Raw genomic sequence first — 20,089 nt, 5'->3', positions numbered from 1 at the left:
AGGCTCTCGCCTAGTGATGCTTTCTCATATTCTTGAAACGTCGATCCCTGGACCTCGATTAAGTCTCATGCCTGCAGATTTCTCGAACGACCCCGTTCACGCCCTTGTCCCCCACAGCCCGAAGCAGCCCATTGAAGGCGCCGGGAGCGGGCCGCTAAAGGGGCGGACCTTCATGATCAAAGACATGTTCGCGGTCGAGGGGCTGAAGGTCTCAAACGGCAATCCGGGCTTCTATGAGATCGCCGAACCGGCGGACGAGACCGCGCCCGCCGTCCAGGCCCTGCTCGATGCCGGCGCGAGGCTGACGGGATCGACCATCTGCGACGAATTCTTCTATAGCCTGCTCGGCGACAATGCTCATTACGGCGCGCCCATCAACCCGCGCGCTGAAGACCGCCATACCGGCGGCTCCTCCTGCGGGGCCGCGGCGGCCGTGGCCGCCGGCATGTGCGACTTCGCCCTTGGCGCCGACACGGGCGGATCGGTGCGCATCCCGGCCGCCTTCTGCGGTCTCTACGGCCTGCGCCCCACCTTCGCCCGCATCAGTCTTGAGGGCGCGACACCCATGGCGCCCCGCTTTGACACTGCCGGCTTCTTCTCCCGCGATCCGGAGCTGTTTCGCGATGTCGGCCATGTGCTGCTCGACGAACGCCGTGTGGAAGGCGCCATCGGCCAGCTCATCATAGTCGAGGACATGTTCGATCAGGCCGACCCGCGTATCGTGGAGGTGCTGGGCCAGGCGCTCGCCCATATCGGCGACAAGCTTCCGCCCGCCGATCCGCGCCGCATCGTGGGCGACGCCATCGAGCCTTGGCGCGAGGCATTCCGCATCCTCCAGGGCCACGAGATCCAGGAAACCCTGCTTCCCATCATCGAAAAGCACGGGCTGAAGCTCGGCCCGGGCATCGCCGAGCGCTTCGAGACGGCCGCCAAGATTACCGACGAAGAGGCGGACGAGGCCCAGAAGCTGCGCGAGAAGGCCACCATGCGGCTTCAGGCGCAAGCCCAGCCCGGCAACATCATGGCTATCCCCACCGCCCCGACCCTGGCGCCCAGGCGCGATGAGGCCGAAGGCGAGGCGACCGCCCAGTTCCGCAAGCTCACCCTACAGGCGACCTGCCTGGCGGGGCACGCGGGCCTGCCCCAGATCACCATTCCCGCCGGCGAGGTGGACGGCTGCCCTGTCGGCCTCTCCTTCATCGGCTGGCACGGCGGCGACGAAGCCCTGCTCGACCTGGCGGTGAAGCTGGCGGGGTAGCGTGCCTTTCGCCTTGAGTGAGAATGTTCACTAGCCCTGTCATTCGGGGCCTTCCTCCCCTATGTCAGAAATCGACGCAAATTCGCCCTAGGCCATTTCCGGAGACCATTCCATGCGCATGATGCTCAAAGCCCGTTTTCCTATGGAGCCCGCCAACCGCGCCCTCGAGGCCGGGCGTTTCGGGCGCATTATCGAAGGGACCATCGAGCGGTTGAAGCCAGAGGCCACCTACTTCCTCACCGAGGACGGCGCCCGGGCGGCCATCTTTGTCTTCGATCTCAAGGACCAGTCGGACATCCCGACCTTCGCCGAGCCCCTCTTCTCGGAGCTGGATGCGGAAATCGAGTTGCAGCCGGTGATGACCGTGGAGGATCTCACCAAGGGGCTCGAGGTGGCCTACAAGAGCTAAGGGCCTCTAATCCCGCCGCCTGCCAGCTTGACTTCTCCAGGCGTAGCGCTCAAAACACCTGCGAAATTCTAGGCAGCTCGAATTGTGTGAGCCGCCGCCCTGCACACGGCTTTCCGAAAAGCTAGGACTAGCCCGGAGGCAGGGGGGTCAACTTCCGTCAGCGCGATGCGCCCACGGAAGCAATTCCGCTTTGCCTGATCGCTTGTTGTAAGGTTGTGGCTCCCGAAGCCACACTGAAAGGACTCCGGCCATGAAAACCCTGGCCCTGAATATGCCGACCTTGGCTCTGAATGCGCTGCTCGCCGCCGCGGCGATCGGCATCGTACCGGCGCTCGGCCTGGCCCAGCAGCGTGCGATCCCCGTCGTCCCCGGCCAGAACGCCGGCTACGACGCTTGCGGCATCATCGGCGAAGTCGCCGGTCTCGACCCCAATGGCGATGGATTCCTCGCCGTGCGCGCCGGTCCCGACGGCAGCTACGCCATGCTCGACCAGCTCCATAACGGCGACGCCGTCTATATCTGCGATCAGAGCGGCTCGTGGCTCGGCGTGGTCTATCCCGGCTATCAGGATTGCGGGGTCTCCTCGCCCTGGCCCCAAGCCGCCGCCTATCAGGGCCCTTGCTACTCCGGCTGGGTTCACCAGAACTATGTGAGGGAAGCCGCCGGCTGATGCCCGACTGTAGCGTCATATCCCAGCCCCGCCGGGCTTGGCTTCTGGCGGCCGCTCTGGCTCCGGTCATACTGGCCGGAGCCGCGTTTGCTGAGCTTGAGCCCATTCCGGTCATGGCGGGTCAGGACGGCGCCGGCAGCGATGCTTGCGGCTCCTGGGGCCAGATCGTCGGGCTTGCCGACGATCCAGACGCCGTGCTGCCCGTGCGGGCCGGGCCCGGCCCGGACTATCCCGTGGTCGATGAGATCAGGCAGGGCCAGGGCGTGTCCATGTGCGACCGCAAGGAGAATTGGGAAGGCATCGTCTATTCCAAGCAGGACCAGACTTGCGGTGTCGGAACCCCCTGGCCTGAGCCGCGCGCTTATTCGGGACCCTGCAAATCGGGCTGGGTCGAGCACAAATACGTGGATTTGGTAGCCGGTTAGATGTTCGAGAGCCTTTCAGACCGCTTATCGGGAATTCTCGATAAGCTCACCCGCCGCGGTGCGCTGACGGAGCAAGACGTCTCCGAAGCCATGCGTGAGGTCCGCCGCGCTCTGCTCGAGGCCGATGTGGCCCTCGACGTGGTGAAGGACTTCGTCGAGCGCGTGAAGGAGAAGGCCGTCGGCCAGGAGGTGGTGAAGTCCGTCGCCCCCGGCCAGATGGTCATCAAGATCGTCCATGACGAGCTGGTCGAGACCTTGGGCCGCGAGCCCGAGCCCATCGATCTGGCTGCCGCGGTCCCCGTGGTCATGATGCTGGTCGGCCTCCAAGGCTCCGGTAAGACAACCACCACCGCCAAGATCGCCAGGCGCCTTCAGACCCGCGACAAGCAGAAGGTCCTGATGGCGTCGCTGGATACGCGCCGGCCCGCCGCCCAGGAGCAGCTCAAGATCCTTGGCGAGCAGACCGACGTCGCGACCCTTCCCATCGTGGAAGGCGAGGACCCGGTGACCATCACCAAGCGCGCCATGGATGCTGCAAGGCGCGGCGGCTACGACGTGCTGATGCTGGACACCGCCGGCCGCACCCATATCGACGAAGAGCTGATGGCCGAGACGGCCGCCATCGAGAAGGCGTCCACCCCGCACGAGACCCTGCTGGTCGCCGACGCCCTCACCGGTCAGGACGCGGTGAACCTCGCCCAGAATTTCGACGAGTGCGTGAAGCTCACCGGCATCGTGCTGACCCGTATCGACGGCGACGGACGCGGCGGCGCCGCGCTCTCCATGCGCGCCGTCACCGGCAAGCCCATCAAGCTGCTGGGCACGGGCGAGAAGATCGACGCACTCGAAGACTTCCACCCCGACCGTATCGCCAACCGCATTCTCGGCATGGGCGATGTGGTCAGCCTGGTGGAGAAGGCGATCGAGAATGTCGAGGTGGAGAAGGCTGAAGCCGCCGCCAAGAAGATGCGGAAGGGCACCTTCGATCTCGACGATCTGTCCGATCAGCTGGAGCAGATGAAGAAGCTCGGCGGCATGGGCGGCGTGCTCTCCATGCTGCCCGGCATCGGCAAGATCAAGAAGCAGATCGACGCCGCAAATCTGGACGACAGCGTGCTCAACCGCCAGCAGGCGATCATCTCGTCCATGACCAAGAAGGAGCGCAAGAACCCCAAGGTTCTCAACGCCTCCCGCAAGAAGCGTGTGGCGGCCGGCTCCGGCACCTCGGTGCAGGAGATCAACAAGCTGGTCAAGATGCACCGGCAGATGGCCGACATGATGAAAAAGGTGGGCAAGCGCGGTGGGCTCGGCGGCCTGTTCGGCGGCGGCGGAATGCCCGAGATGCCCGAAGGCGAGATGCCGAAAGACATGAAGGATCTGCCCGAAGGCTTCCCCGACAAGCTGCCGCCCGGCCTCGCCGGCGGCATGCCGGGACTGGGCGGACTCGGAGGCCCCGGGGGTATGCCCCGCGGTCTTCCCGGCCTGCCGAGCCAGAAGGCCAAGTTCAAGAAGAGAAAGAAGTGACCGGAAACCGGTCGCTCACAGACAATCCGGAATTAAGACAAGCTCAGGAGTAACGAAAAATGTCGCTGAAGATCAGACTGTCCCGGGGCGGTGCCAAGAAGCGCCCCTACTACCGCATCGTGGTGGCGGATTCCCGCTTCCCCCGCGATGGCCGCTATATCGAGAAGATCGGCACCTATAACCCGCTTCTGCCCCGCGATTCCGAAGACCGCGTGCAGCTGGTCGAGGACCGCGTGAAGCATTGGCTGGGTGTGGGCGCGCGCCCGACCGATCGTGTGCACCGCTTCCTGGACGCCGCCGGCATTCTGAAGCGCGAGGCCCGCAACAATCCTCAGAAGGCCCAGTGGGGCAAGAAGCGCACCGAGCGCGAGGAAGAGCGGAAAGAGGCCGAAGAGGCCAAGAAGGCCGCTGAGGAAGAAGCTAAAAACGCCGAGACCGCAGCCGCTGACGATGCTGCCGCGGCCGAGGAAGAGGCTTCCGTCGAGGGCGCCGACGAGGCAACCGTGGCCGCGGCTGACGAAGCTGCCGGCGAGCCCGAAGCGTCTGCCGAGGCCACTGAAGAAGAAGTGGCCGACGAAGAGAAGGCGTAAAGAGCGATGGCCGCAGGCGAGAAGGCGGATGACCGCCTCCTCCTGGGTGAGATCGGGGCGGCGCATGGCCTGAAGGGCGAGCTCCGCCTCCGCTCCTATACCGAAAACCCTGCGGCAATCGCCGATTACGGCAAGCTACAGACGGAAGCGGGCGATCGAACTTTCAAGATCGCCCACCTCCGCGAAGGCCCCAAGGGGCTGATCGCCAAGTTCAAAGGCGTGAACGGCCGGAACGAAGCCGAGGCGCTGACCGGCACCAAGCTCTATGTCGACCGGGACAGGCTCCCCGAAAGCGAGCCCGACGAGTGGTACTACGCCGATCTCGTCGGCCTGACGGCGATCGACGGAGAAGGCGCCGAACTTGGCGTGGTGACGGCGGTCCACAATTTCGGCGCAAGCGATATCATCGAGCTGCAGCCCGAAAGCGGCCAGACGATTCTGGTGCCCTTCACCGAAGAGGCGGTGCCTAACGTCGATATCGAAGCCGGGCGCTTGACGATCCACCTGCCGGAAGGCCTGATCGACGAGCCGGGTGAAGATGAGCCCGCCGAAGACGAGCCGACAAGAAACGCGCCGTCACGCGAGGAGGAATAGCCGATGGTCTGGCTTGCCGAGGTGCTCACCCTCTTCCCCGAGATGTTTCCCGGGCCGCTCGGCATGAGCCTCGCCGGCCGCTCCCTCAAGGACGGGCTCTGGTCGCTGGGCACCCGCGACATCCGCAACTTCGCCACCGACAAGCACGGCTCCATCGACGACACGCCCGCCGGCGGCGGCGCGGGCATGGTCATGCGCCCCGATATCGCGGTCGCGGCTATCGATGCGGCCCGCGAGCACATGCCGAAGGACGCCCCCACCATCTATCTGAGCCCCCGCGGCACGCCGCTGACCCAGGCGAAGGCCCATGAGCTCAGCCAGGGCCCCGGCGCGATCCTGCTCTGCGGCCGCTTCGAAGGGGTCGATCAGCGGGCGCTCGATGCCCGCAGCGTCGAGGAGATATCCATCGGCGACTACGTGCTGTCCGGCGGCGAGCTCGCCGCCATGGTGCTGATCGATGCGGTCGTGCGGCAACTTCCCGGAGTCACCGGGAACGACATCTCCCTGGACGAGGAAAGCTTCTCCAACGGCCTGCTGGAGTATCCTCACTACACCCGCCCCCGGGACTTCGAGGGCCGCAAGATCCCGGAGGTCCTGCTCTCCGGCGATCACGGAAAAATCGCCGAGTGGCGCCGCGAAGAGGCCGAGAAAATCACCCGCGCCCGCCGACCCGACCTTTGGTCGCGGTATTCCGGCAATGAGAAATAACTGAATCAAATCATCTGTGTAGGAATTCGGCAGCCTGTGGCGGACTGACTCGCAACTGTAGCGAACTTTGGCTAACGTGCGGCGTTAATCAGGCGAACGTTCAGGGGCCCGCACCATGTACACTAAAGCTTTTGCACTCTTTCTGACCGTCCTGTTCGGCGCGAGCGCCGTCTATGCCGGTCCCGTCACGCCGCGCCAGAAGCGCGACTGCAAGACGGATTACGAGCGTCACTGCTCCTCCCATAGCATCGAAAGCCAGGGCCTTCGCGCGTGCATGCGCAAAGTCCGCTTCCAGCTCTCCGACCGCTGCGTCAATGCGCTGGTCGCCGACGGTGAGATCACGCCGGCCATGGGTCAGAAGCTGAAATCCAAATAGCGTCCGAGACGTCGAGACCGAAACGTCCCGATCCGGAAGCACGAAACAGGGCCGCGCCGGCCGCCGGCGCGCCCTGAATTTTTCGTCTTGGCCAGCCGCCGCCAGCCATAGACAAGACGCATCCTTTCGACTAGAAAACCGCCAGCTTCCGCACTCGGACGGTACGGTCCGCCCGGGTTTGGGAAGCGCTCGAGCAATCGGGCATGCATTCAATCAAAAAGAATGGCGTTCGCTTGAGATCGGCCACTCCCTCAGGGGTTGAGGAGAGAAGGCTGGCCGGCCGGCGTCCTGAAAGGATCAGACGATGAACATTATCGAAGAGCTCGATCGCGAGCAGATTGCCGAACTCGCCAAGCAGCGTTCGGTCCCGAAATTCCAGGCCGGCGACACCGTCCGCGTCAACGTGAAGGTGATCGAAGGCGACCGCAGCCGTATCCAGGCCTATGAAGGCGTCTGCATCGGCCGCTCCGGTGCCGGGCTCCACGAGAACTTCACCGTCCGCAAGATTTCCTACGGCGAGGGCGTCGAGCGCGTCTTCCCCGTCCACTCCCCGATGATCGAATCCATCGAGGTGGTGCGCCGCGGCAAGGTCCGCCGCGCCAAGCTCTACTATCTCCGTGGCCGCCGCGGTAAGGCCGCCCGTATCCCGGAGCGCATCGACGCCCGTACGAAGAAGAAGGATATCTTCAAGGGCTTCAAGCGTCCCAAGGGCGAGGCGGACGATCTCAAGCTCATCGAGGGCCTCAACGCCGAGATGGAGCGCAAGCTCAATAAGGTCGGCATTATCCAGTTCGCTCAGATCGCCAATCTGTCCGACGACGAGATCGCGAAGATGGACGAGACCCTGGAGCTCGACGGTGCTGTTGAGCGTGACGACTGGGTAAAGCAGGCCGTCGCCCTCATGGCCGAGACCACGGCGGACGAGGTCCCCGAGCAGGAAGAGGCTTCCGACGAGGCCGCTGCCGAAGCTCCGGCCGAAGAGGCGCCTGCGGAAGAGGCTTCCAAGGACGAAGGCGACGCCGAGAAGAGCTAAGGGCCTCGGCCCTAGCTCACGCGTCATTGCCGGGCTTGACCCGGCAATCCACGCCGTTACCTCGCAACGTGTGTCGGCTGTCCAAATCGACCACTGAGTTTGCTGCACCGAAACGGCATGGATGCCCGGATCAAGTCCGGGCATGACGAATGTCGTGCATGCGCGCTTGCGGCGACGGTGCGGAATTGTAAACCGCCACGTGAGACGCTATCTGTCGCCTTGAAAGACTTTAGAACCGTTGCAAATTAAGTAGCCATGCCAGAACAGCCGCATCACATCAGCAATCGTCCCCGCAGCCTGTATGACAAGATCTGGGATGCCCATCTCGTCCATGAGGCGGAGGACGGCACGGCCCTGCTCTATATCGACCGGCATCTGGTGCATGAGGTGACGAGCCCCCAGGCCTTCGAGGGCCTGCGCATGGCCGGACGCAAGGTGCGCTCGCCGGAGCGGACCCTGGCCGTTGTCGACCATAACGTTCCGACCACCGACCGCAGCCACGGCATCGACGATCCGGAAAGCGCCACCCAGGTGGAGGCGCTGGCCAAGAACGCGGCCGAGTTCGGCATCGAATATTATCACGAGCGCGACCGGCGCCAGGGCATCGTCCACGTGGTCGGGCCCGAGCAGGGCTTCACCCTGCCCGGCACCACCATCGTTTGCGGCGACAGCCACACCTCGACCCATGGCGCATTCGGCGCCTTGGCCCATGGCATCGGCACCTCGGAGGTGGAGCATGTGCTCGCCACCCAGACGCTGATCCAGAAGAAGGCCAAGAACATGAAGGTCCGCGTCGACGGCGAGCTGCCCGAAGGCGTGACCGCCAAGGACATCATCCTGGCCATCATCGGCGAAATCGGCACGGCGGGCGGCACCGGCCATGTCATCGAATATGCCGGCGAAGCCATCCAGAGCCTCTCCATGGAAGGCCGGATGACCATCTGCAACATGTCCATCGAGGGCGGCGCCCGCGCCGGGCTGATCGCTCCCGACGCCCGCACCTTCGACTACATCAAGGGCCGCCCCCGCGCGCCGAAAGCCGGCAATTTCGAGCTGGCAATGCGCGAGTGGGAGAAGCTGTTCTCAGACGACGATGCGGAGTTCGACCGGGAAATCGTCCTCCATGCGGAGAATCTGCCGCCGCTAGTCACTTGGGGCACCAGCCCCGAGCAGGTGGTGTCGGTCGCCGGCCACGTTCCGAACCCGGAAGAGATCGAGGATGAGATCAAGCGCAAGGCCGCCGTCCGCTCCCTGGAATATATGGGTCTGAAGGGCGGCGAGAGGGTCACCGACCTGAAGCTGGACCGCATCTTCATCGGCTCCTGCACCAACGGGCGCATCGAAGACTTGCGCGCCGTGGCCAAGGTCGTCGAAGGCCAGCATGTCAACGAGAACCTGAACGCCATGATCGTTCCCGGCTCCGGCCTGGTGAAGGCTCAGGCCGAATCCGAAGGCCTGGACAAGATTTTCCTGGCCGCCGGCTTCGAATGGCGCGAGCCGGGCTGCTCCATGTGCCTGGCCATGAACCCCGACAAGCTGGCCCCCGGCGAGCGTTGTGCGTCCACCTCGAACCGCAACTTCGAGGGCCGTCAGGGCCGTCTGGGCCGGACCCACTTGGTCTCGCCGCAGATGGCGGCTGCAGCAGCCATTGCCGGTCATTTCGTCGACATCCGCCGGCCTCACTAACCGGCTAAGAGGGCGAGATGACCTCCCTCGTTCAACAGAAATTCGGTGAATCGGCGGCGGATTACGCGGCCTCCCAGGTTCATGCCGCGGGGCCGTCGCTGGCCAAGCTCGCCAATCTCATCCTGCCCGAGAGCCACTGGCGCCATCTGGATATCGCGACCGGCGCGGGCCACACCGCCCTGCTCTTCGCCCCCAGGATCGCCAAGGCGACCGCCAGCGACATCACCCCAGAAATGCTCCAACAGGCGAAGCGCCTGGCCAAGGAGCGCGGGCTGAACAATGTCGTCACGGCGATCGCGCCCGCAGACGACCTGCCGTTTCCCAGCACCAGCTATCACCTGGTGACCTGCCGCCTGGCCGCGCACCATTTTCCGGATCCGGCAGCTTTCGTCCGGGAGTCCGCCCGCGTCTTGATCCCCGGCGGCACCTTCGCCCTGGTCGACAACATCTCGCCCACCGACGAAGACCTCGCCTTCCGCTACAACGCGTTCGAGAAGCTCCGCGACCCGAGTCACGGCCGGGCGCTGTCGCTGCAAGAATGGACCGACCTCATCGACGCCGCCGGGCTGGAGGTGGAAAGCGCCGAGGTCATGGATCAGGAGATCCCCTTCGACCCCTGGGTGGAGCGCATGCGCTGCAAGCCCCAGACCGTGGAGCGCCTGCGTTCCATGCTGGAGGAAGAGCCCTTGAAGGACTTCCTGAAACCGCAAGAGACTGAAGACGGCCTCACCTTCTCGCTGCGCGAAGCCATCGTCATCGCCAAGAAGCCCTCGGAAGCCACGAAATGACCCAGCACAAGCCCGAGCACGGGCCGTCCCTCGACGAGTTCGAGAAGGTCGCCTGGCGCGTCTATAAGAGCCTACCCAAGGAATTCACCGACCAGTGCGGCGACCTCGCCATCCGGATCGAGGAGTTCCCCGACCAGGACACGCTCCTCAAGATGGGGCTGAACTCACCCTACGAGCTGCTCGGCCTCTATCACGGCGTCGATCTCGCCCGGAAAAGCAATTTCGACGTGCCGGGCGGTCCGGACATGGTGTTCTTGTACCGCAGCCCGATCATCAATTTTCAGCACGCCGACGGCGATCCGCTGGATGCCATCATCGCTCATGTGCTGATTCACGAAATTGGTCATCATTTCGGCTTATCTGATGACGATATGGAAGAGATCGAACGCAGCTGACGGGGGAATAGCGTGCTGCGAGGGGCATTAAAAACATCGAAGGTGTTGCATCTGCGCCAATTGCCTAGCGCCCGTGCTCGCCGCTATGGTGAATAGACCATGAACCGGTGGCTGAGCATAACTCTGGGCGTCGTGGCGAGCAGCTTTCTGGTCGCCGCCTGCAGCATGGGCGTGGGCGAAACCTACGCCCCGTCGGGACTTGACGCGCCCAGCATGATGGGCCCCGCCACCCGGAACCCGTCTCTCGAAGAATATATGAAGATCGTCGGGCCGAAGGCTCAGAAGATCGATCACGGCCAGCTGAAGCTCGACGGCCATGCTGTCACCTGCGGCACCCGGCCCACGGTGATGAACGCCGATCTCGACAGCTGGGGCGGCGCATTTCCCGGCTACGTGATCCTGAATCCGGCGCGGCTGGAGGGGCTCTCCACCCCGGTGAAGTTCTACATCTACCACCACGAGTGCGGGCATCAGTTCATCGGCGCCAGCGAGACCAAGGCGGATTGCTACTCCATTCGGAACGGCGTGAAGCGCGGCTGGCTCGACAATAACGGCATGAACGACATCTGCCGCTTCATCTCCAAGCTGAAGGGCGACGGCGTCCACCCGCCAGGACCCGACCGCTGTCAGCGCATGCGTCAGTGCTACGCCGAGGCCCTCGGCCAGAACCGGCAAGCCAGCCGATAGAGCCCGCCGGTAGGCAGACCGAGCCCGTTAGCCTGGCCCTAACCGCAAGATCCCAGCGCTGGAGAAATTTCCGCTCAGGCCCTATATACGCGCCTGAGAAGACATTCCGCGACAAGCTCGAACCTTGAAAGAGCAGACCGAAGACCGATGGAAAAATTCGTAACCCTGACCAGCGTCGCCGCGCCCCTGCCGATGATCAATATCGACACCGACATGATCATCCCGAAGCAGTACCTGAAGACCATCAAGCGCACCGGTCTTAAAGAGGGGCTCTTCGCGGAGCTGCGCTATGACGAGAATGGCAACAAGGACGAAAGCTTCGTCTTGCACAACGCGCCCTACGACCAGGCGAAGATCCTGATCACCGGCGACAATTTCGGCTGCGGCTCATCCCGCGAGCACGCGCCCTGGGCACTGCTGGATTTCGGCTTCCGCTGCATCATCGCGCCGAGCTTCGCCGACATCTTCTACAACAACTGCTTCAAGAACGGCATTCTGCCGATCACCCTGCCCCAGGAAGACATCGACAAGCTCCTGGACGATGCGTCCCGCGGCGCCAACGCCACGATCACGGTGGATCTGGAGAACCAGGAGATCAAAGGCCCCGATGGCGGCACGATCAGCTTTGAGGTCGACCCGTTCCGCAAGCGCTGCCTGCTGGAGGGCCTCGACGACATCGCGCTGACCTTCGAGAAGGGCGACGCCATCGAGCGCTTCGAGGCCGAGAACGCCGCCGCCCGCCCCTGGATTTAGCCTGGCGGCAACGAGCGCTGCCGGTCCCTAGCCAAACACCCCGGCGGCAAAGCCGATCCCGATCAGCCCGAGAATGATACCGAGGATCGGCACCGCATAGCCCACGATCTTGGAGCCCGTGCTGGGCTCTTTCTCTTCCGTCATATCTGTCCCCCAATCAGCGAAGCGCTCAGCTTTCGCCACGTGAGGACACGCGTCAAGCGTGCGGGGCCGGCCCCTCAACCGCCTCTATTCGAATTTCATCGCCTCGGACGTCTTTTCGACCAGCATGTCGGCTCCACGCTTGATCTCCACCTTCGCGGTGTAGTCACCCTCCGGCCAGCCGCCCGCCGGCACGCCGGTCTTGCCGGCCTGCAGGAACACCTTGCCCCCGGCGGTCTCGGCCGTCGCAACGTTGTGCATCAGCGATTTGCCTTCATTCATCAGGCGCACGGTGACCTCGTCGCCTTTGTCCAGCCCGTCGACGACCACATAGGCGACACCACCGGACTTTTGCCCCGGCACGGCCAGCGCCTCGCCCTTCTCAGCCTCGGCAGCCGAGGTGGCATGATCGGTCAGTCCCAGCGCGACGATCTCAGGCTCGCCCGCCAGAGCGCCCGATACGCCACCCATCAAAATAATCAGCGTCAACAGGACCCTTGTCAGCATTCCGCTCTCCTATTACCCAGAGCCACGAACTTTTCGCGCGGCAAAGCCTTCGCCGCCAGACTTGCTCTCCTTAACGCGAAAGACGTCCAATTCCATGGCTTCGTTTGAACTATTGTTGCTACCCGGCGACGGGATCGGTCCTGAAGTAATGGCCCAGGTCGAGCGTCTGGTCCAATGGGTCAACGAGACCGGCGAAGCCGAGCTCGAGACCACGTCGGACCTGGTGGGCGGCTGCGCCTATGACGAGCACGGCGAAGCCATCTCCGAAGAGGCCATGAAGCAGGCCGTTTCGGCCGATGCCGTCATGCTCGGCGCGGTCGGCGGACCCAAATGGGATGACGTTCCTTACGACAAGCGCCCCGAGGCCGGCCTGCTGCGCCTTCGCAAGGATCTGGAGCTGTTCGCCAATCTACGGCCCGCCATCTGCTACCCGGCGCTGGCCGACGCTTCCTCCCTCAAGCGGGAGCTGGTCGACGGTCTCGATATCATGATCGTGCGCGAGCTGACCGGCGGCGTCTATTTCGGCGAGCCCAAGGAGATCACCGACCTCGGCGACGGCCAGAAACGCGCCGTCGACACCCAGGTCTACGAGACCTACGAGATCGAGCGCATCGCCCGGGTTGCCTTCGAGCTGGCTCAGAAGCGTGGCAACCTCGTCCACTCCGCCGAAAAGCGGAACGTCATGAAGACCGGCGTGCTCTGGAACGAGGTGGTGACCCGTGTCCACAAGGACGAGTTCTCAGACGTCCAGCTCCAGCACATCCTGGCCGACAACTGCGCCATGCAGCTGATCCGCTATCCCAAGCAGTTCGACGTCATCGTCACCGATAATCTGTTCGGCGACGTGCTGTCCGACGAGGCTTCCATGGCGACCGGCTCGCTCGGCATGCTGCCTTCGGCTTCGCTGGGTGCCGAGGATGAGAACGGCCGGCGCAAGGCGCTTTACGAGCCCGTGCACGGCTCCGCGCCTGACATCGCCGGCCGCGACATCGCAAACCCCATCGCGACCATCGCCAGCTTCGCCATGTGCCTGCGCTATTCCTTCGACCTCGGCGGCCTCGCCGACCGGATCGAGGGCGCGATCGCCAAGGTGCTCGACCAGGGCTATCGCACCGCCGATATCATGCAGGACGGCAAGCACGAGGTCGGCACCACCCAGATGGGCGACGCCATCCTGTCGGCGCTGAACGCCTAGAACGCCAGTTCGATATCGAATTTGAAGGTCACGTCCGAGGTGGCGTCTGACACCCCGAACAGGGTGCCGGCCGCCAGCTCGATCTCCGGCCCCATGTCCTCGAACTCGAAATAGGCGACAGGCCCGACCCTGTGCTTCTGGTCGTCGAAGGAGCCTGCCTGGGAGATGTCCTCGATCTCGCTATAGCCTTCGACCCCGAGGCCGAAGGTCTCGCCGAATTCGTGCTTCAGCCGCCAGTAGAGCTTCATCTCGAGGCTGTCGATTTCCCGCTCGCTGCCGAGCTGTCCGACGAAGAAGGTGTTGATCGTCGCCGAGTTTGGCCCGGCCACGTATTTCGCAAGCGGACCGAACAGGATCTCGTCCGGCTCGCCGTCCTGCAGCGCGATCTCGTAGATGCCGCGGAAGGCGAGGCCAAGCCCGTCGCCGTGCCGCTCGATAAGCTCGTACTGGCCGCCGATTTCCACCTCGTCGAATTCGAAATCCTCACCGATATCCTGGACGAAGAACCCTTCGACGATACCCTCGAACCGGTCCGTGAAGCCGTAGAGCGCTTCCACCTCGTGGGAGTGGCGCCGCCGTTCTTCCTCGCCAGGGCCGGAATAGATCGCCCCGTGCTCCTCGAGCTTCAGCTCGCCCTTCTCCACTTCCGGCGAGCGCACGTAATATTGCGCATCCGCCGGCGCGCTGCTCAGCGCCAGAATCGCGATCGCAAACGTCCCAAGCAGCGCCGCGCGCATCCACGCCGCGGCATGATCCAGATTTTTCATTGTCCCCGCCTTCCCCCAGACGACTGGGCCCGTCCCTGCGGCCCTTATTCTGCGTCCGTACGACGTACAAATTAGCAATCTGAGTTCACTGGGTCTACTCACCCTTCGCCGCATCCAAAGCCCGTCTGGACGACGACCCCCTTGCCGCCCATACTTCCCCCTTATGAGGACCTCGAAGGGATGGACGATCATGGGATCTGCGCCGGCATATCTGCTGTCTGCCCTGCTGCTGGGCGGAAGCCTCGGAACTGCGGCCTTGGCCGCGGACGAGACGAAAACCGAAGCCGCCGACAAGGTTACGAAAAAGAAGAAGCGCGTCCTGACGCCGGAGGAGAAGACCGAGAAGGTCTCCCGCCATGCCTGCAAGGTGAAGATCTGCAAGGCCCTGGCCGGCGAGGTGCCGGCTGAAGGCACCATCACCTGCGATATCGTGAAGACGTGGCGTGAGGAGGATATCGAGGACATGGTGGACGACCGCATGTCCTGGCCTTGGGGCAAGGCGGTCTGCGAATCCAAGTTGAAGGTGGAGCGGAAAGCGCTGCGCGACGCCATGACCAAGCCCAGCCAGACGGTTGAGCTGCCCGATCAGACCGTGATCTGCCGCCTCGACCGTAAGAGCGAGAGCGACCCGTACGAGGTGGTGGTGAACCTCGCCCCGAAGGTCACCTTCAAGGACGGCAAGGCGACGAAGGCGAGCGTCAACTGGGGCGATGTGGATGCACCGCTCGCCATTTATCCCCTGGTCTATTCGGGGACCGGCCTCGACAACCAGACCAACGTGCTGGGGCCGGAGGTGGTGAAGCTTGTGAACCAGTTCACCAGCAAGAAATGCGCTGATGTGGGAGCGAAACCGGAGAATGCCCCGGCGCCGGAAGAGGACGTCGATGAACCCGACGACGAGCCCGGGGATGACGGCGTCACTGATCCGAACGAGCAGAAGGTGGAGCGGCGCGGCAGCGATCGCACCGCGCTACGCTAGCAATCCTAGAAGCCGTTGAAGGCCCTTAAGCCTGCTCTTCGTGCTCCTGCATCTCGTCGTTGGACACGCCGGCGCGCGCCAGCTCCTCGCCGAGACGGCCCGTATACCAGAGCCACGTCATGCGGAAGTCCGAGGCGAACGACCAGAATGGATGGCCGAACATGGTGGGCTTGTTCTTCTCGATCACGAAATGACCGAACCAGGCGAAGCCGTAGCCGCACACCAGGGCCAGAATCAGCAGGCCGGGCCGGAACGTGATCGCCGCGGCGATGATGCAGGCGACTGCCAAGGTCGTGCCGAGAAAGTGCAGCGCGCGCGTCCCCGAGCGTCCGTGGTCCCTGAGATAGCGCTGCCAGAAATCGTCGTAAGTTGCGTGCTGGTCAGACATTCTTCCATCCCTCTGTGCCCGATTGCAGCCGCCTCCTTCGCAGCTTCCCCCAAGATTGGCAAGCGTTCCGCGCACAAGTGCTAAACAGCGTTACCGGGAGAAGCTACAGTGCCGCTGTCTCGGAGGCGCCGAACTTGCGCCTCGCCTCATGCCGAGGAACGAGAGAAATCGGAGGGGAGGAATTCTACAATGGTCGATAGTCTATCGCCGTGGTTTCGCACGGCCGGGCGCATCATGCTGGCCCTGCTGTTTATCAAAGCTGGCTGGGACAAGATCGGTGGCTACGAAGGCACTGCGGGTTTCATGGAGTCCGTTGGCGTGCCGGGGATCCTGCTGCCGCTCGTTATCATCGTCGAGCTGATCGGCGGGCTGTTCGTCTTCGTCGGGTTATTCACCCGGTTCTGGAGCTTCCTGCTGGCTGGGTTCTGCATCCTGGCGGCGCTCATCTTCCACACGCCCACTGAGGCGAAGGAACTGACCGGCTTCCTCAAGGACATCTCGATCGCTGGCGGCTTCCTCGTGCTCGTCGGCTCCGGGCCGGGGGCGCTCGCACTCGATCATCTGCTGGGTCGGCGGCCCTAAAGTCCGCTCAATATCCGATGGCGGCCCTATTCATGGGCCGCCGTCTTTTCGCTCTTCGGCGTCACCCGCCAGATCGTGTTTCCGACATCGTCGGCCACCAGCAGTGCGCCCTCCTCGTCCATGACGACGCCCACGGGCCGCCCGCGCGCCTTCTCGTCATCACTGAGGAAGCCGGTCAGGATATCGATCGGCTGGCCCTTCGGCGCGCCGTCCTGGAACGGCACAAACACTACCTTGTAGCCGGAATGGGGCTTGCGGTTCCAAGAACCGTGCTCGCCCACGAAGGCGCCTTTGGCGTAGCGCTTCGGCAGCAGATCGCCGCGAGAGAACGTGAGCCCCAGCGGCGCCACGTGATTGCCGAGCGAATAATCCGGAACGATCGCCTTTTCGACCAGCTCCGGCTTCTGGGGGCTCACCCGCTCGTCCACATGCTCGCCCCAATAGCTATAGGGCCAGCCGTAGAAGCCGCCCTCCTGCACCGAGGTGAGATAGTCGGGCACCAGGTCGCTGCCGAGCTCGTCCCGCTCGTTCACCACCACCCAGAGCTGATCGCTGTCCGGCTTCCAGTCCATGCCGACGGGGTTGCGCAGGCCCGAGGCGTAGACGCGGGAGTCGCCGGTCTCGACATCGATCTGCAGGATCGCCGCGCGGTTCTCCTCAGCCTCCATGCCGTTTTCGGCCACGTTGCTGTTTGAGCCCACGCCCACATAGAGATATTTGCCGTCCGGCCCAGCCACCATGGACTTCGTCCAGTGATGGTTGATAGGTCCGCCCGGCAGATCGGTCAGCTTCTCGCCCTTCGCCGTGATCTCGGTCGCGCCCTCCTCGTAGGGAAAGCGCATCACCGCATCGGCATTGGCGACATAGAAGTCGTCGCCCACCAGCGCCATGCCGAAGGGCGAATGAAGATCCGTCAGGAAGACCTTCGAGGTCTCCGCCACCCCGTCGCCATCGCCGTCCCGCAGCAGCATGATCTTGTCCGGGCTCTCGCGCCCGGCGCCCGCCTCGCTCATGGCCCAGCCCGTGGCGAGGGAGCGGATATAGCTCACGACTCCTCCGCCCCCATCGTCTTCCGGCTGCTTCGGCGCGTTGGTCTCCGCCACCAGCACATCGCCATTGGGCAGCACGTAGAGCCAGCGCGGATGATCCAGGTCCCGGGCGAACGCCGTCACCGAAAGCGCTTCGCCCGGCGTCGGCATCTCCCCGTCGGCCCAGCCCGTTGCCTTGGCAACATTGACCGTAGGCATGAAAGCGTTCGTCGGCTCAGGGATCGTGGGATTTGGCCCGCGCGTCTCCTCTTCCGGCAGATCCGCCGTATCGCCGCAGGCCGACAGCGTGAGCGCCGTCAGACAGATGATGGCCGCCGATCCGGCCGCTCTCCGCAAATGCATGTCTGAAATCCTCCTGATGCCTCGGTGCCGGAAAACGTCGCATGGCGCCGCCAGGCAAAACTTCCAAGACGCGAATACTTCCAATATGAAGCCCACGCCGGAGCCCAGCTTTACATTCGGCCCGGCCTCCCATACATCGGCGAGGAGGCGGCCGGCTTCAAGCGCCGCCGGAAAGAGGAGCTTACATGGGTTACAAGGTTGCCGTGGTCGGCGCGACCGGCAATGTCGGGCGCGAAATGCTGAATATCCTGGCTGAGCGGGAGTTTCCCGCCGACGAGGTCTACGCGCTCGCGTCGCGGCGCTCCGTCGGCGTCGAGATCTCCTATGGCGACAAGCGCCTGAAATGCCAGGACCTCGAGACCTTCGACTTCTCCGGCGTGGATTTCGCGTTGCTTTCCGCCGGCTCCGGCGTGTCCAAGGAATGGGCGCCCAAGATCGGCGCCGCCGGCTGCCTGGTGATCGACAATTCCTCCTGCTGGCGCATGGATCCGGACGTTCCGCTGATCGTGCCGGAGGTGAATGCCGATGCCCTGGAAGGCTTCAAGAAGAAGAACATCATCGCCAACCCGAACTGCTCCACCGCGCAGCTTGTCGTCGCTTTGAAGCCGCTCCACGAGCTGGCCAAGATCAAGCGCGCCGTGGTCGCCACCTATCAATCGGTCTCCGGCGCCGGCAAGGACGCCATGGACGAGCTCTGGACCCAGACCCGGGGCATCTTCGTCACCGACACGCCAGAGCCCAAGGAGTTCACCAAGCAGATCGCCTTCAACGTCATTCCCCATATCGACGTCTTCATGGAGGACGGCTCGACCAAGGAAGAATGGAAGCTGACGGCCGAGACCAAGAAGATCCTCGACAAATCCATCAAGCTCACCGCGACGGCCGTGCGCGTGCCGGTCTTCGTCGGCCACGGCGAGGCGGTCAATCTGGAGTTCGAGAAGCCGATCACGGCGGAAGAGGCCCGCGATGTCCTGCGCGAAGCGCCGGGCTGCATGGTCGTCGATAAGCGCGAGGACGGTGGCTATGTCACGCCCGTCGAATGCGTCGGCGAGTTCGCGACCTTCATCAGCCGCATCCGCGAGGATTCCACCATCGACAACGGGCTGAACATCTGGGTGGTTTCGGACAACCTGCGCAAGGGCGCCGCCCTGAACACCGTCCAGATCGCGGAGACAGTCATCAACCGAAATTTGCTAAACAAGGCATCGTGATTTAGCTCACTTGCCAATTACAGCCCCTGAGCGTCGTGCGAAAATTCTCAAAAATTCCAGCACGACGTTTAGGGAGAGAAGTAATGCTGACAGTGACGGCAAAGCTCGCCGCCGCCGCCGCGTTTTTGCTGACCGCGCTGCCGACCGCTCTGCAGGCAGCCGACGAGCCGGAGCTCATCGAGCGCCGGGAATCCAAATACACCTCGATCTTCGTTCACAGCCACGGGCGCTATCTCAGCCTGTCCTTCGGCATGAACGAACGCCTCTACGTGGAATCCAAGGCCAATCCCGACGATCCGCTGGAGCTGCCGTCCGCCTACGCTCAGTACATGACGGTCGGCATGGCCTATCCGGAGAAGGCCGAAAGCCTCCTGGAGATCGGGCTGGGTGGCGGCACCGTCGTCTCCTACCTCCACAAGACCTACTCCGACCTGGAGATCCAGGGCGTCGAGCTCGACCCCGTGGTGGCCGAGATGGCGGAGAAGTACTTCTTCCTGGAGCAGGGTCCGCGGCTGAACGTGGCGATCCGGGACGGCCGCATCTTCCTCCTGCGCGCCAAGGAGAAATACGACGCGATTCTGATCGACGCCTATCAGGGCCCGTCGATCCCGTTCCATCTGATGACCAAGGAATTCTTCGAGCTGACCCAGCGCCACCTCAATCCGGGCGGCGTGCTGGTCCAGAACCTGGAATCCAACACCCAGCTCTACGATGCGGCCGCCGCCACCATCGGCAGCGTCTACGACAATGTCGATGTCTACAAAGCGGCGACCAACTTCATCATCGTCGCCTATGACGGCCCGCGCAAATCTGACGAAGAGCTGCAGGAGCACGCCGCAAGGCTCCAGCGGGAGGCCGATCCGCACTACCCGCCGTCCGAGCTCCTGAAAAATCGTCAGACCCTGACCGAATTCGACGGTCAGATCCTCACCGACGATTACGCACCCGTCGAAGCGCTCCACTCGACCGAGCGCGACGCCGGCTGACGCTACGACGGCAATCCGAAAATCGAAATCCGAACAAAGCAGGAGG

Annotated in this window: 24 protein-coding genes; 20 read left to right on the top strand and 4 right to left on the bottom strand. The window is 63.7% G+C overall.

From position 1 onward, the window contains the following. The first annotated feature begins 16 nt into the window (after window positions 1–16). The 15 genes from ACFQ2F_RS02460 (at window position 17) to leuD (ending at window position 11,896) form a co-directional block, all read left to right on the top strand. Window positions 17–1,258 carry an amidase gene (locus tag ACFQ2F_RS02460; RefSeq protein ID WP_379085200.1) on the top strand — a complete coding sequence of 414 codons (1,242 nt, stop codon included), beginning with the start codon at window positions 17–19 and terminating at the stop codon, window positions 1,256–1,258. A gap of 118 nt (window positions 1,259–1,376) precedes the next feature. Further along, a complete protein-coding gene (locus ACFQ2F_RS02455; protein WP_379085197.1) occupies window positions 1,377–1,667 on the top strand; it encodes a hypothetical protein in 291 nt (96 codons plus the stop codon). A 250-nt stretch (window positions 1,668–1,917) separates the two neighbouring features. After that, complete coding sequence (locus ACFQ2F_RS02450) at window positions 1,918–2,337, top strand: integron (protein ID WP_379085195.1); 420 nt, start codon at window positions 1,918–1,920, stop codon at window positions 2,335–2,337. After that, window positions 2,337–2,762, top strand: coding sequence for an integron (locus ACFQ2F_RS02445; protein ID WP_379085192.1), 426 nt, complete (start codon window positions 2,337–2,339; stop codon window positions 2,760–2,762). The genes ACFQ2F_RS02450 and ACFQ2F_RS02445 overlap by 1 nt, the downstream gene beginning before the upstream one ends. Next, entirely contained in the window at window positions 2,763–4,286 is a 1,524-nt protein-coding gene (gene ffh / locus ACFQ2F_RS02440; protein WP_379085189.1) for a signal recognition particle protein, read from the top strand. 59 nt (window positions 4,287–4,345) lie between these two features. Next, entirely contained in the window at window positions 4,346–4,876 is a 531-nt protein-coding gene (rpsP, locus tag ACFQ2F_RS02435; RefSeq protein ID WP_379085187.1) for a 30S ribosomal protein S16, read from the top strand. 6 nt (window positions 4,877–4,882) lie between these two features. Beyond that, complete coding sequence (gene rimM, locus ACFQ2F_RS02430; protein WP_379085184.1) at window positions 4,883–5,470, top strand: ribosome maturation factor RimM; 588 nt, start codon at window positions 4,883–4,885, stop codon at window positions 5,468–5,470. Between the two features lie 3 nt (window positions 5,471–5,473). Continuing rightward, entirely contained in the window at window positions 5,474–6,178 is a 705-nt protein-coding gene (gene trmD / locus ACFQ2F_RS02425; RefSeq protein ID WP_379085181.1) for a tRNA (guanosine(37)-N1)-methyltransferase TrmD, read from the top strand. 115 nt (window positions 6,179–6,293) lie between these two features. Continuing rightward, window positions 6,294–6,554 (top strand): hypothetical protein, encoded by a 261-nt coding sequence (locus ACFQ2F_RS02420; RefSeq protein WP_379085178.1) that lies wholly within the window; start codon window positions 6,294–6,296, stop codon window positions 6,552–6,554. A 304-nt stretch (window positions 6,555–6,858) separates the two neighbouring features. Further along, a complete protein-coding gene (gene rplS, locus ACFQ2F_RS02415) occupies window positions 6,859–7,587 on the top strand; it encodes a 50S ribosomal protein L19 (protein ID WP_379085175.1) in 729 nt (242 codons plus the stop codon). 255 nt (window positions 7,588–7,842) lie between these two features. Then, entirely contained in the window at window positions 7,843–9,273 is a 1,431-nt protein-coding gene (gene leuC, locus ACFQ2F_RS02410) for a 3-isopropylmalate dehydratase large subunit (RefSeq protein ID WP_379085172.1), read from the top strand. A gap of 17 nt (window positions 9,274–9,290) precedes the next feature. Then, window positions 9,291–10,061 carry a class I SAM-dependent methyltransferase gene (locus tag ACFQ2F_RS02405; protein WP_379085169.1) on the top strand — a complete coding sequence of 257 codons (771 nt, stop codon included), beginning with the start codon at window positions 9,291–9,293 and terminating at the stop codon, window positions 10,059–10,061. Then, entirely contained in the window at window positions 10,058–10,456 is a 399-nt protein-coding gene (locus ACFQ2F_RS02400) for a metallopeptidase family protein (RefSeq protein WP_379085166.1), read from the top strand. The genes ACFQ2F_RS02405 and ACFQ2F_RS02400 overlap by 4 nt, the downstream gene beginning before the upstream one ends. A 99-nt stretch (window positions 10,457–10,555) precedes the next feature. After that, entirely contained in the window at window positions 10,556–11,143 is a 588-nt protein-coding gene (locus ACFQ2F_RS02395) for a hypothetical protein (RefSeq protein WP_379085163.1), read from the top strand. 147 nt (window positions 11,144–11,290) lie between these two features. Continuing rightward, window positions 11,291–11,896 (top strand): 3-isopropylmalate dehydratase small subunit, encoded by a 606-nt coding sequence (leuD, locus tag ACFQ2F_RS02390; protein ID WP_379085160.1) that lies wholly within the window; start codon window positions 11,291–11,293, stop codon window positions 11,894–11,896. A 228-nt stretch (window positions 11,897–12,124) separates the two neighbouring features. Here the strand turns inward: leuD and ACFQ2F_RS02385 are convergent, their stop codons facing one another. Beyond that, window positions 12,125–12,544: a hypothetical protein gene (locus tag ACFQ2F_RS02385; protein ID WP_379085157.1), complete on the bottom strand. Its 420-nt coding sequence runs from the start codon at window positions 12,542–12,544 to the stop codon at window positions 12,125–12,127. A gap of 94 nt (window positions 12,545–12,638) precedes the next feature. Between ACFQ2F_RS02385 and leuB the strand changes: the two genes are divergently transcribed. Further along, the gene (gene leuB, locus ACFQ2F_RS02380; RefSeq protein ID WP_379085154.1) at window positions 12,639–13,739 is read left to right on the top strand and encodes a 3-isopropylmalate dehydrogenase; all 1,101 of its coding nucleotides are present in this window, start codon (window positions 12,639–12,641) and stop codon (window positions 13,737–13,739) included. Here leuB and ACFQ2F_RS02375 read toward each other — a convergent pair. Beyond that, window positions 13,736–14,506 carry a hypothetical protein gene (locus ACFQ2F_RS02375; RefSeq protein ID WP_379085151.1) on the bottom strand — a complete coding sequence of 257 codons (771 nt, stop codon included), beginning with the start codon at window positions 14,504–14,506 and terminating at the stop codon, window positions 13,736–13,738. The two genes, leuB and ACFQ2F_RS02375, sit on opposite strands and share 4 nt — an antisense overlap. Before the next feature lie 190 nt (window positions 14,507–14,696). Between ACFQ2F_RS02375 and ACFQ2F_RS02370 the strand changes: the two genes are divergently transcribed. Beyond that, on the top strand, window positions 14,697–15,485 hold the full coding sequence (locus ACFQ2F_RS02370) for a hypothetical protein (protein WP_379085148.1): 789 nt from the start codon (window positions 14,697–14,699) through the stop codon (window positions 15,483–15,485). A gap of 25 nt (window positions 15,486–15,510) precedes the next feature. On the opposite strand, the gene ACFQ2F_RS02365 is transcribed toward ACFQ2F_RS02370, so the two are convergent. After that, entirely contained in the window at window positions 15,511–15,873 is a 363-nt protein-coding gene (locus ACFQ2F_RS02365; protein ID WP_379085146.1) for an Mpo1-like protein, read from the bottom strand. Window positions 15,874–16,062: 189 nt separating this feature from the next. Here ACFQ2F_RS02365 and ACFQ2F_RS02360 point away from each other — a divergent pair, with 189 nt between their 5' ends. Next, a complete protein-coding gene (locus tag ACFQ2F_RS02360; protein ID WP_379085143.1) occupies window positions 16,063–16,455 on the top strand; it encodes a DoxX family protein in 393 nt (130 codons plus the stop codon). Window positions 16,456–16,481: 26 nt separating this feature from the next. On the opposite strand, the gene ACFQ2F_RS02355 is transcribed toward ACFQ2F_RS02360, so the two are convergent. After that, window positions 16,482–17,846 (bottom strand): PQQ-dependent sugar dehydrogenase, encoded by a 1,365-nt coding sequence (locus tag ACFQ2F_RS02355; RefSeq protein WP_379085140.1) that lies wholly within the window; start codon window positions 17,844–17,846, stop codon window positions 16,482–16,484. 185 nt (window positions 17,847–18,031) lie between these two features. Between ACFQ2F_RS02355 and ACFQ2F_RS02350 the strand changes: the two genes are divergently transcribed. Next, window positions 18,032–19,057 (top strand): aspartate-semialdehyde dehydrogenase, encoded by a 1,026-nt coding sequence (locus tag ACFQ2F_RS02350; protein WP_379085137.1) that lies wholly within the window; start codon window positions 18,032–18,034, stop codon window positions 19,055–19,057. A gap of 83 nt (window positions 19,058–19,140) precedes the next feature. Then, entirely contained in the window at window positions 19,141–20,043 is a 903-nt protein-coding gene (locus tag ACFQ2F_RS02345; RefSeq protein WP_379085134.1) for a spermidine synthase, read from the top strand. Window positions 20,044–20,089: the final 46 nt, after the last annotated feature.

The organism is Methyloligella solikamskensis, from assembly GCF_042676065.1.
In the GTDB taxonomy this organism is placed as follows: Bacteria; Pseudomonadota; Alphaproteobacteria; order Rhizobiales; family Methyloligellaceae; genus Methyloligella; species Methyloligella solikamskensis.
The sequence above is the reverse complement of the archived record's forward strand: the minus strand, read 5'-3'. Positions and strand labels throughout refer to the sequence as shown.

What these genes read in the sequence shown, in the direction of transcription:
- ACFQ2F_RS02385 (WP_379085157.1), bottom strand. Translation starts at nt 12,544, where the DNA reads ATGCTGACAAGGGTCCTGTTGACGCTGATTATTTTGATGGGTGGCGTA.
- ACFQ2F_RS02460 (WP_379085200.1), top strand. Translation starts at nt 17, where the DNA reads ATGCTTTCTCATATTCTTGAAACGTCGATCCCTGGACCTCGATTAAGT.
- ACFQ2F_RS02375 (WP_379085151.1), bottom strand. Translation starts at nt 14,506, where the DNA reads ATGAAAAATCTGGATCATGCCGCGGCGTGGATGCGCGCGGCGCTGCTT.
- ACFQ2F_RS02345 (WP_379085134.1), top strand. Translation starts at nt 19,141, where the DNA reads ATGCTGACAGTGACGGCAAAGCTCGCCGCCGCCGCCGCGTTTTTGCTG.
- ACFQ2F_RS02455 (WP_379085197.1), top strand. Translation starts at nt 1,377, where the DNA reads ATGATGCTCAAAGCCCGTTTTCCTATGGAGCCCGCCAACCGCGCCCTC.
- rplS (WP_379085175.1), top strand. Translation starts at nt 6,859, where the DNA reads ATGAACATTATCGAAGAGCTCGATCGCGAGCAGATTGCCGAACTCGCC.
- ACFQ2F_RS02370 (WP_379085148.1), top strand. Translation starts at nt 14,697, where the DNA reads ATGGGATCTGCGCCGGCATATCTGCTGTCTGCCCTGCTGCTGGGCGGA.
- ACFQ2F_RS02450 (WP_379085195.1), top strand. Translation starts at nt 1,918, where the DNA reads ATGAAAACCCTGGCCCTGAATATGCCGACCTTGGCTCTGAATGCGCTG.
- leuB (WP_379085154.1), top strand. Translation starts at nt 12,639, where the DNA reads ATGGCTTCGTTTGAACTATTGTTGCTACCCGGCGACGGGATCGGTCCT.
- ACFQ2F_RS02395 (WP_379085163.1), top strand. Translation starts at nt 10,556, where the DNA reads ATGAACCGGTGGCTGAGCATAACTCTGGGCGTCGTGGCGAGCAGCTTT.
- leuC (WP_379085172.1), top strand. Translation starts at nt 7,843, where the DNA reads ATGCCAGAACAGCCGCATCACATCAGCAATCGTCCCCGCAGCCTGTAT.
- ACFQ2F_RS02355 (WP_379085140.1), bottom strand. Translation starts at nt 17,846, where the DNA reads ATGCATTTGCGGAGAGCGGCCGGATCGGCGGCCATCATCTGTCTGACG.
- ACFQ2F_RS02405 (WP_379085169.1), top strand. Translation starts at nt 9,291, where the DNA reads ATGACCTCCCTCGTTCAACAGAAATTCGGTGAATCGGCGGCGGATTAC.
- rimM (WP_379085184.1), top strand. Translation starts at nt 4,883, where the DNA reads ATGGCCGCAGGCGAGAAGGCGGATGACCGCCTCCTCCTGGGTGAGATC.
- leuD (WP_379085160.1), top strand. Translation starts at nt 11,291, where the DNA reads ATGGAAAAATTCGTAACCCTGACCAGCGTCGCCGCGCCCCTGCCGATG.
- rpsP (WP_379085187.1), top strand. Translation starts at nt 4,346, where the DNA reads ATGTCGCTGAAGATCAGACTGTCCCGGGGCGGTGCCAAGAAGCGCCCC.
- ACFQ2F_RS02350 (WP_379085137.1), top strand. Translation starts at nt 18,032, where the DNA reads ATGGGTTACAAGGTTGCCGTGGTCGGCGCGACCGGCAATGTCGGGCGC.
- ACFQ2F_RS02445 (WP_379085192.1), top strand. Translation starts at nt 2,337, where the DNA reads ATGCCCGACTGTAGCGTCATATCCCAGCCCCGCCGGGCTTGGCTTCTG.
- ACFQ2F_RS02360 (WP_379085143.1), top strand. Translation starts at nt 16,063, where the DNA reads ATGGTCGATAGTCTATCGCCGTGGTTTCGCACGGCCGGGCGCATCATG.
- trmD (WP_379085181.1), top strand. Translation starts at nt 5,474, where the DNA reads ATGGTCTGGCTTGCCGAGGTGCTCACCCTCTTCCCCGAGATGTTTCCC.
- ACFQ2F_RS02420 (WP_379085178.1), top strand. Translation starts at nt 6,294, where the DNA reads ATGTACACTAAAGCTTTTGCACTCTTTCTGACCGTCCTGTTCGGCGCG.
- ACFQ2F_RS02365 (WP_379085146.1), bottom strand. Translation starts at nt 15,873, where the DNA reads ATGTCTGACCAGCACGCAACTTACGACGATTTCTGGCAGCGCTATCTC.
- ACFQ2F_RS02400 (WP_379085166.1), top strand. Translation starts at nt 10,058, where the DNA reads ATGACCCAGCACAAGCCCGAGCACGGGCCGTCCCTCGACGAGTTCGAG.
- ffh (WP_379085189.1), top strand. Translation starts at nt 2,763, where the DNA reads ATGTTCGAGAGCCTTTCAGACCGCTTATCGGGAATTCTCGATAAGCTC.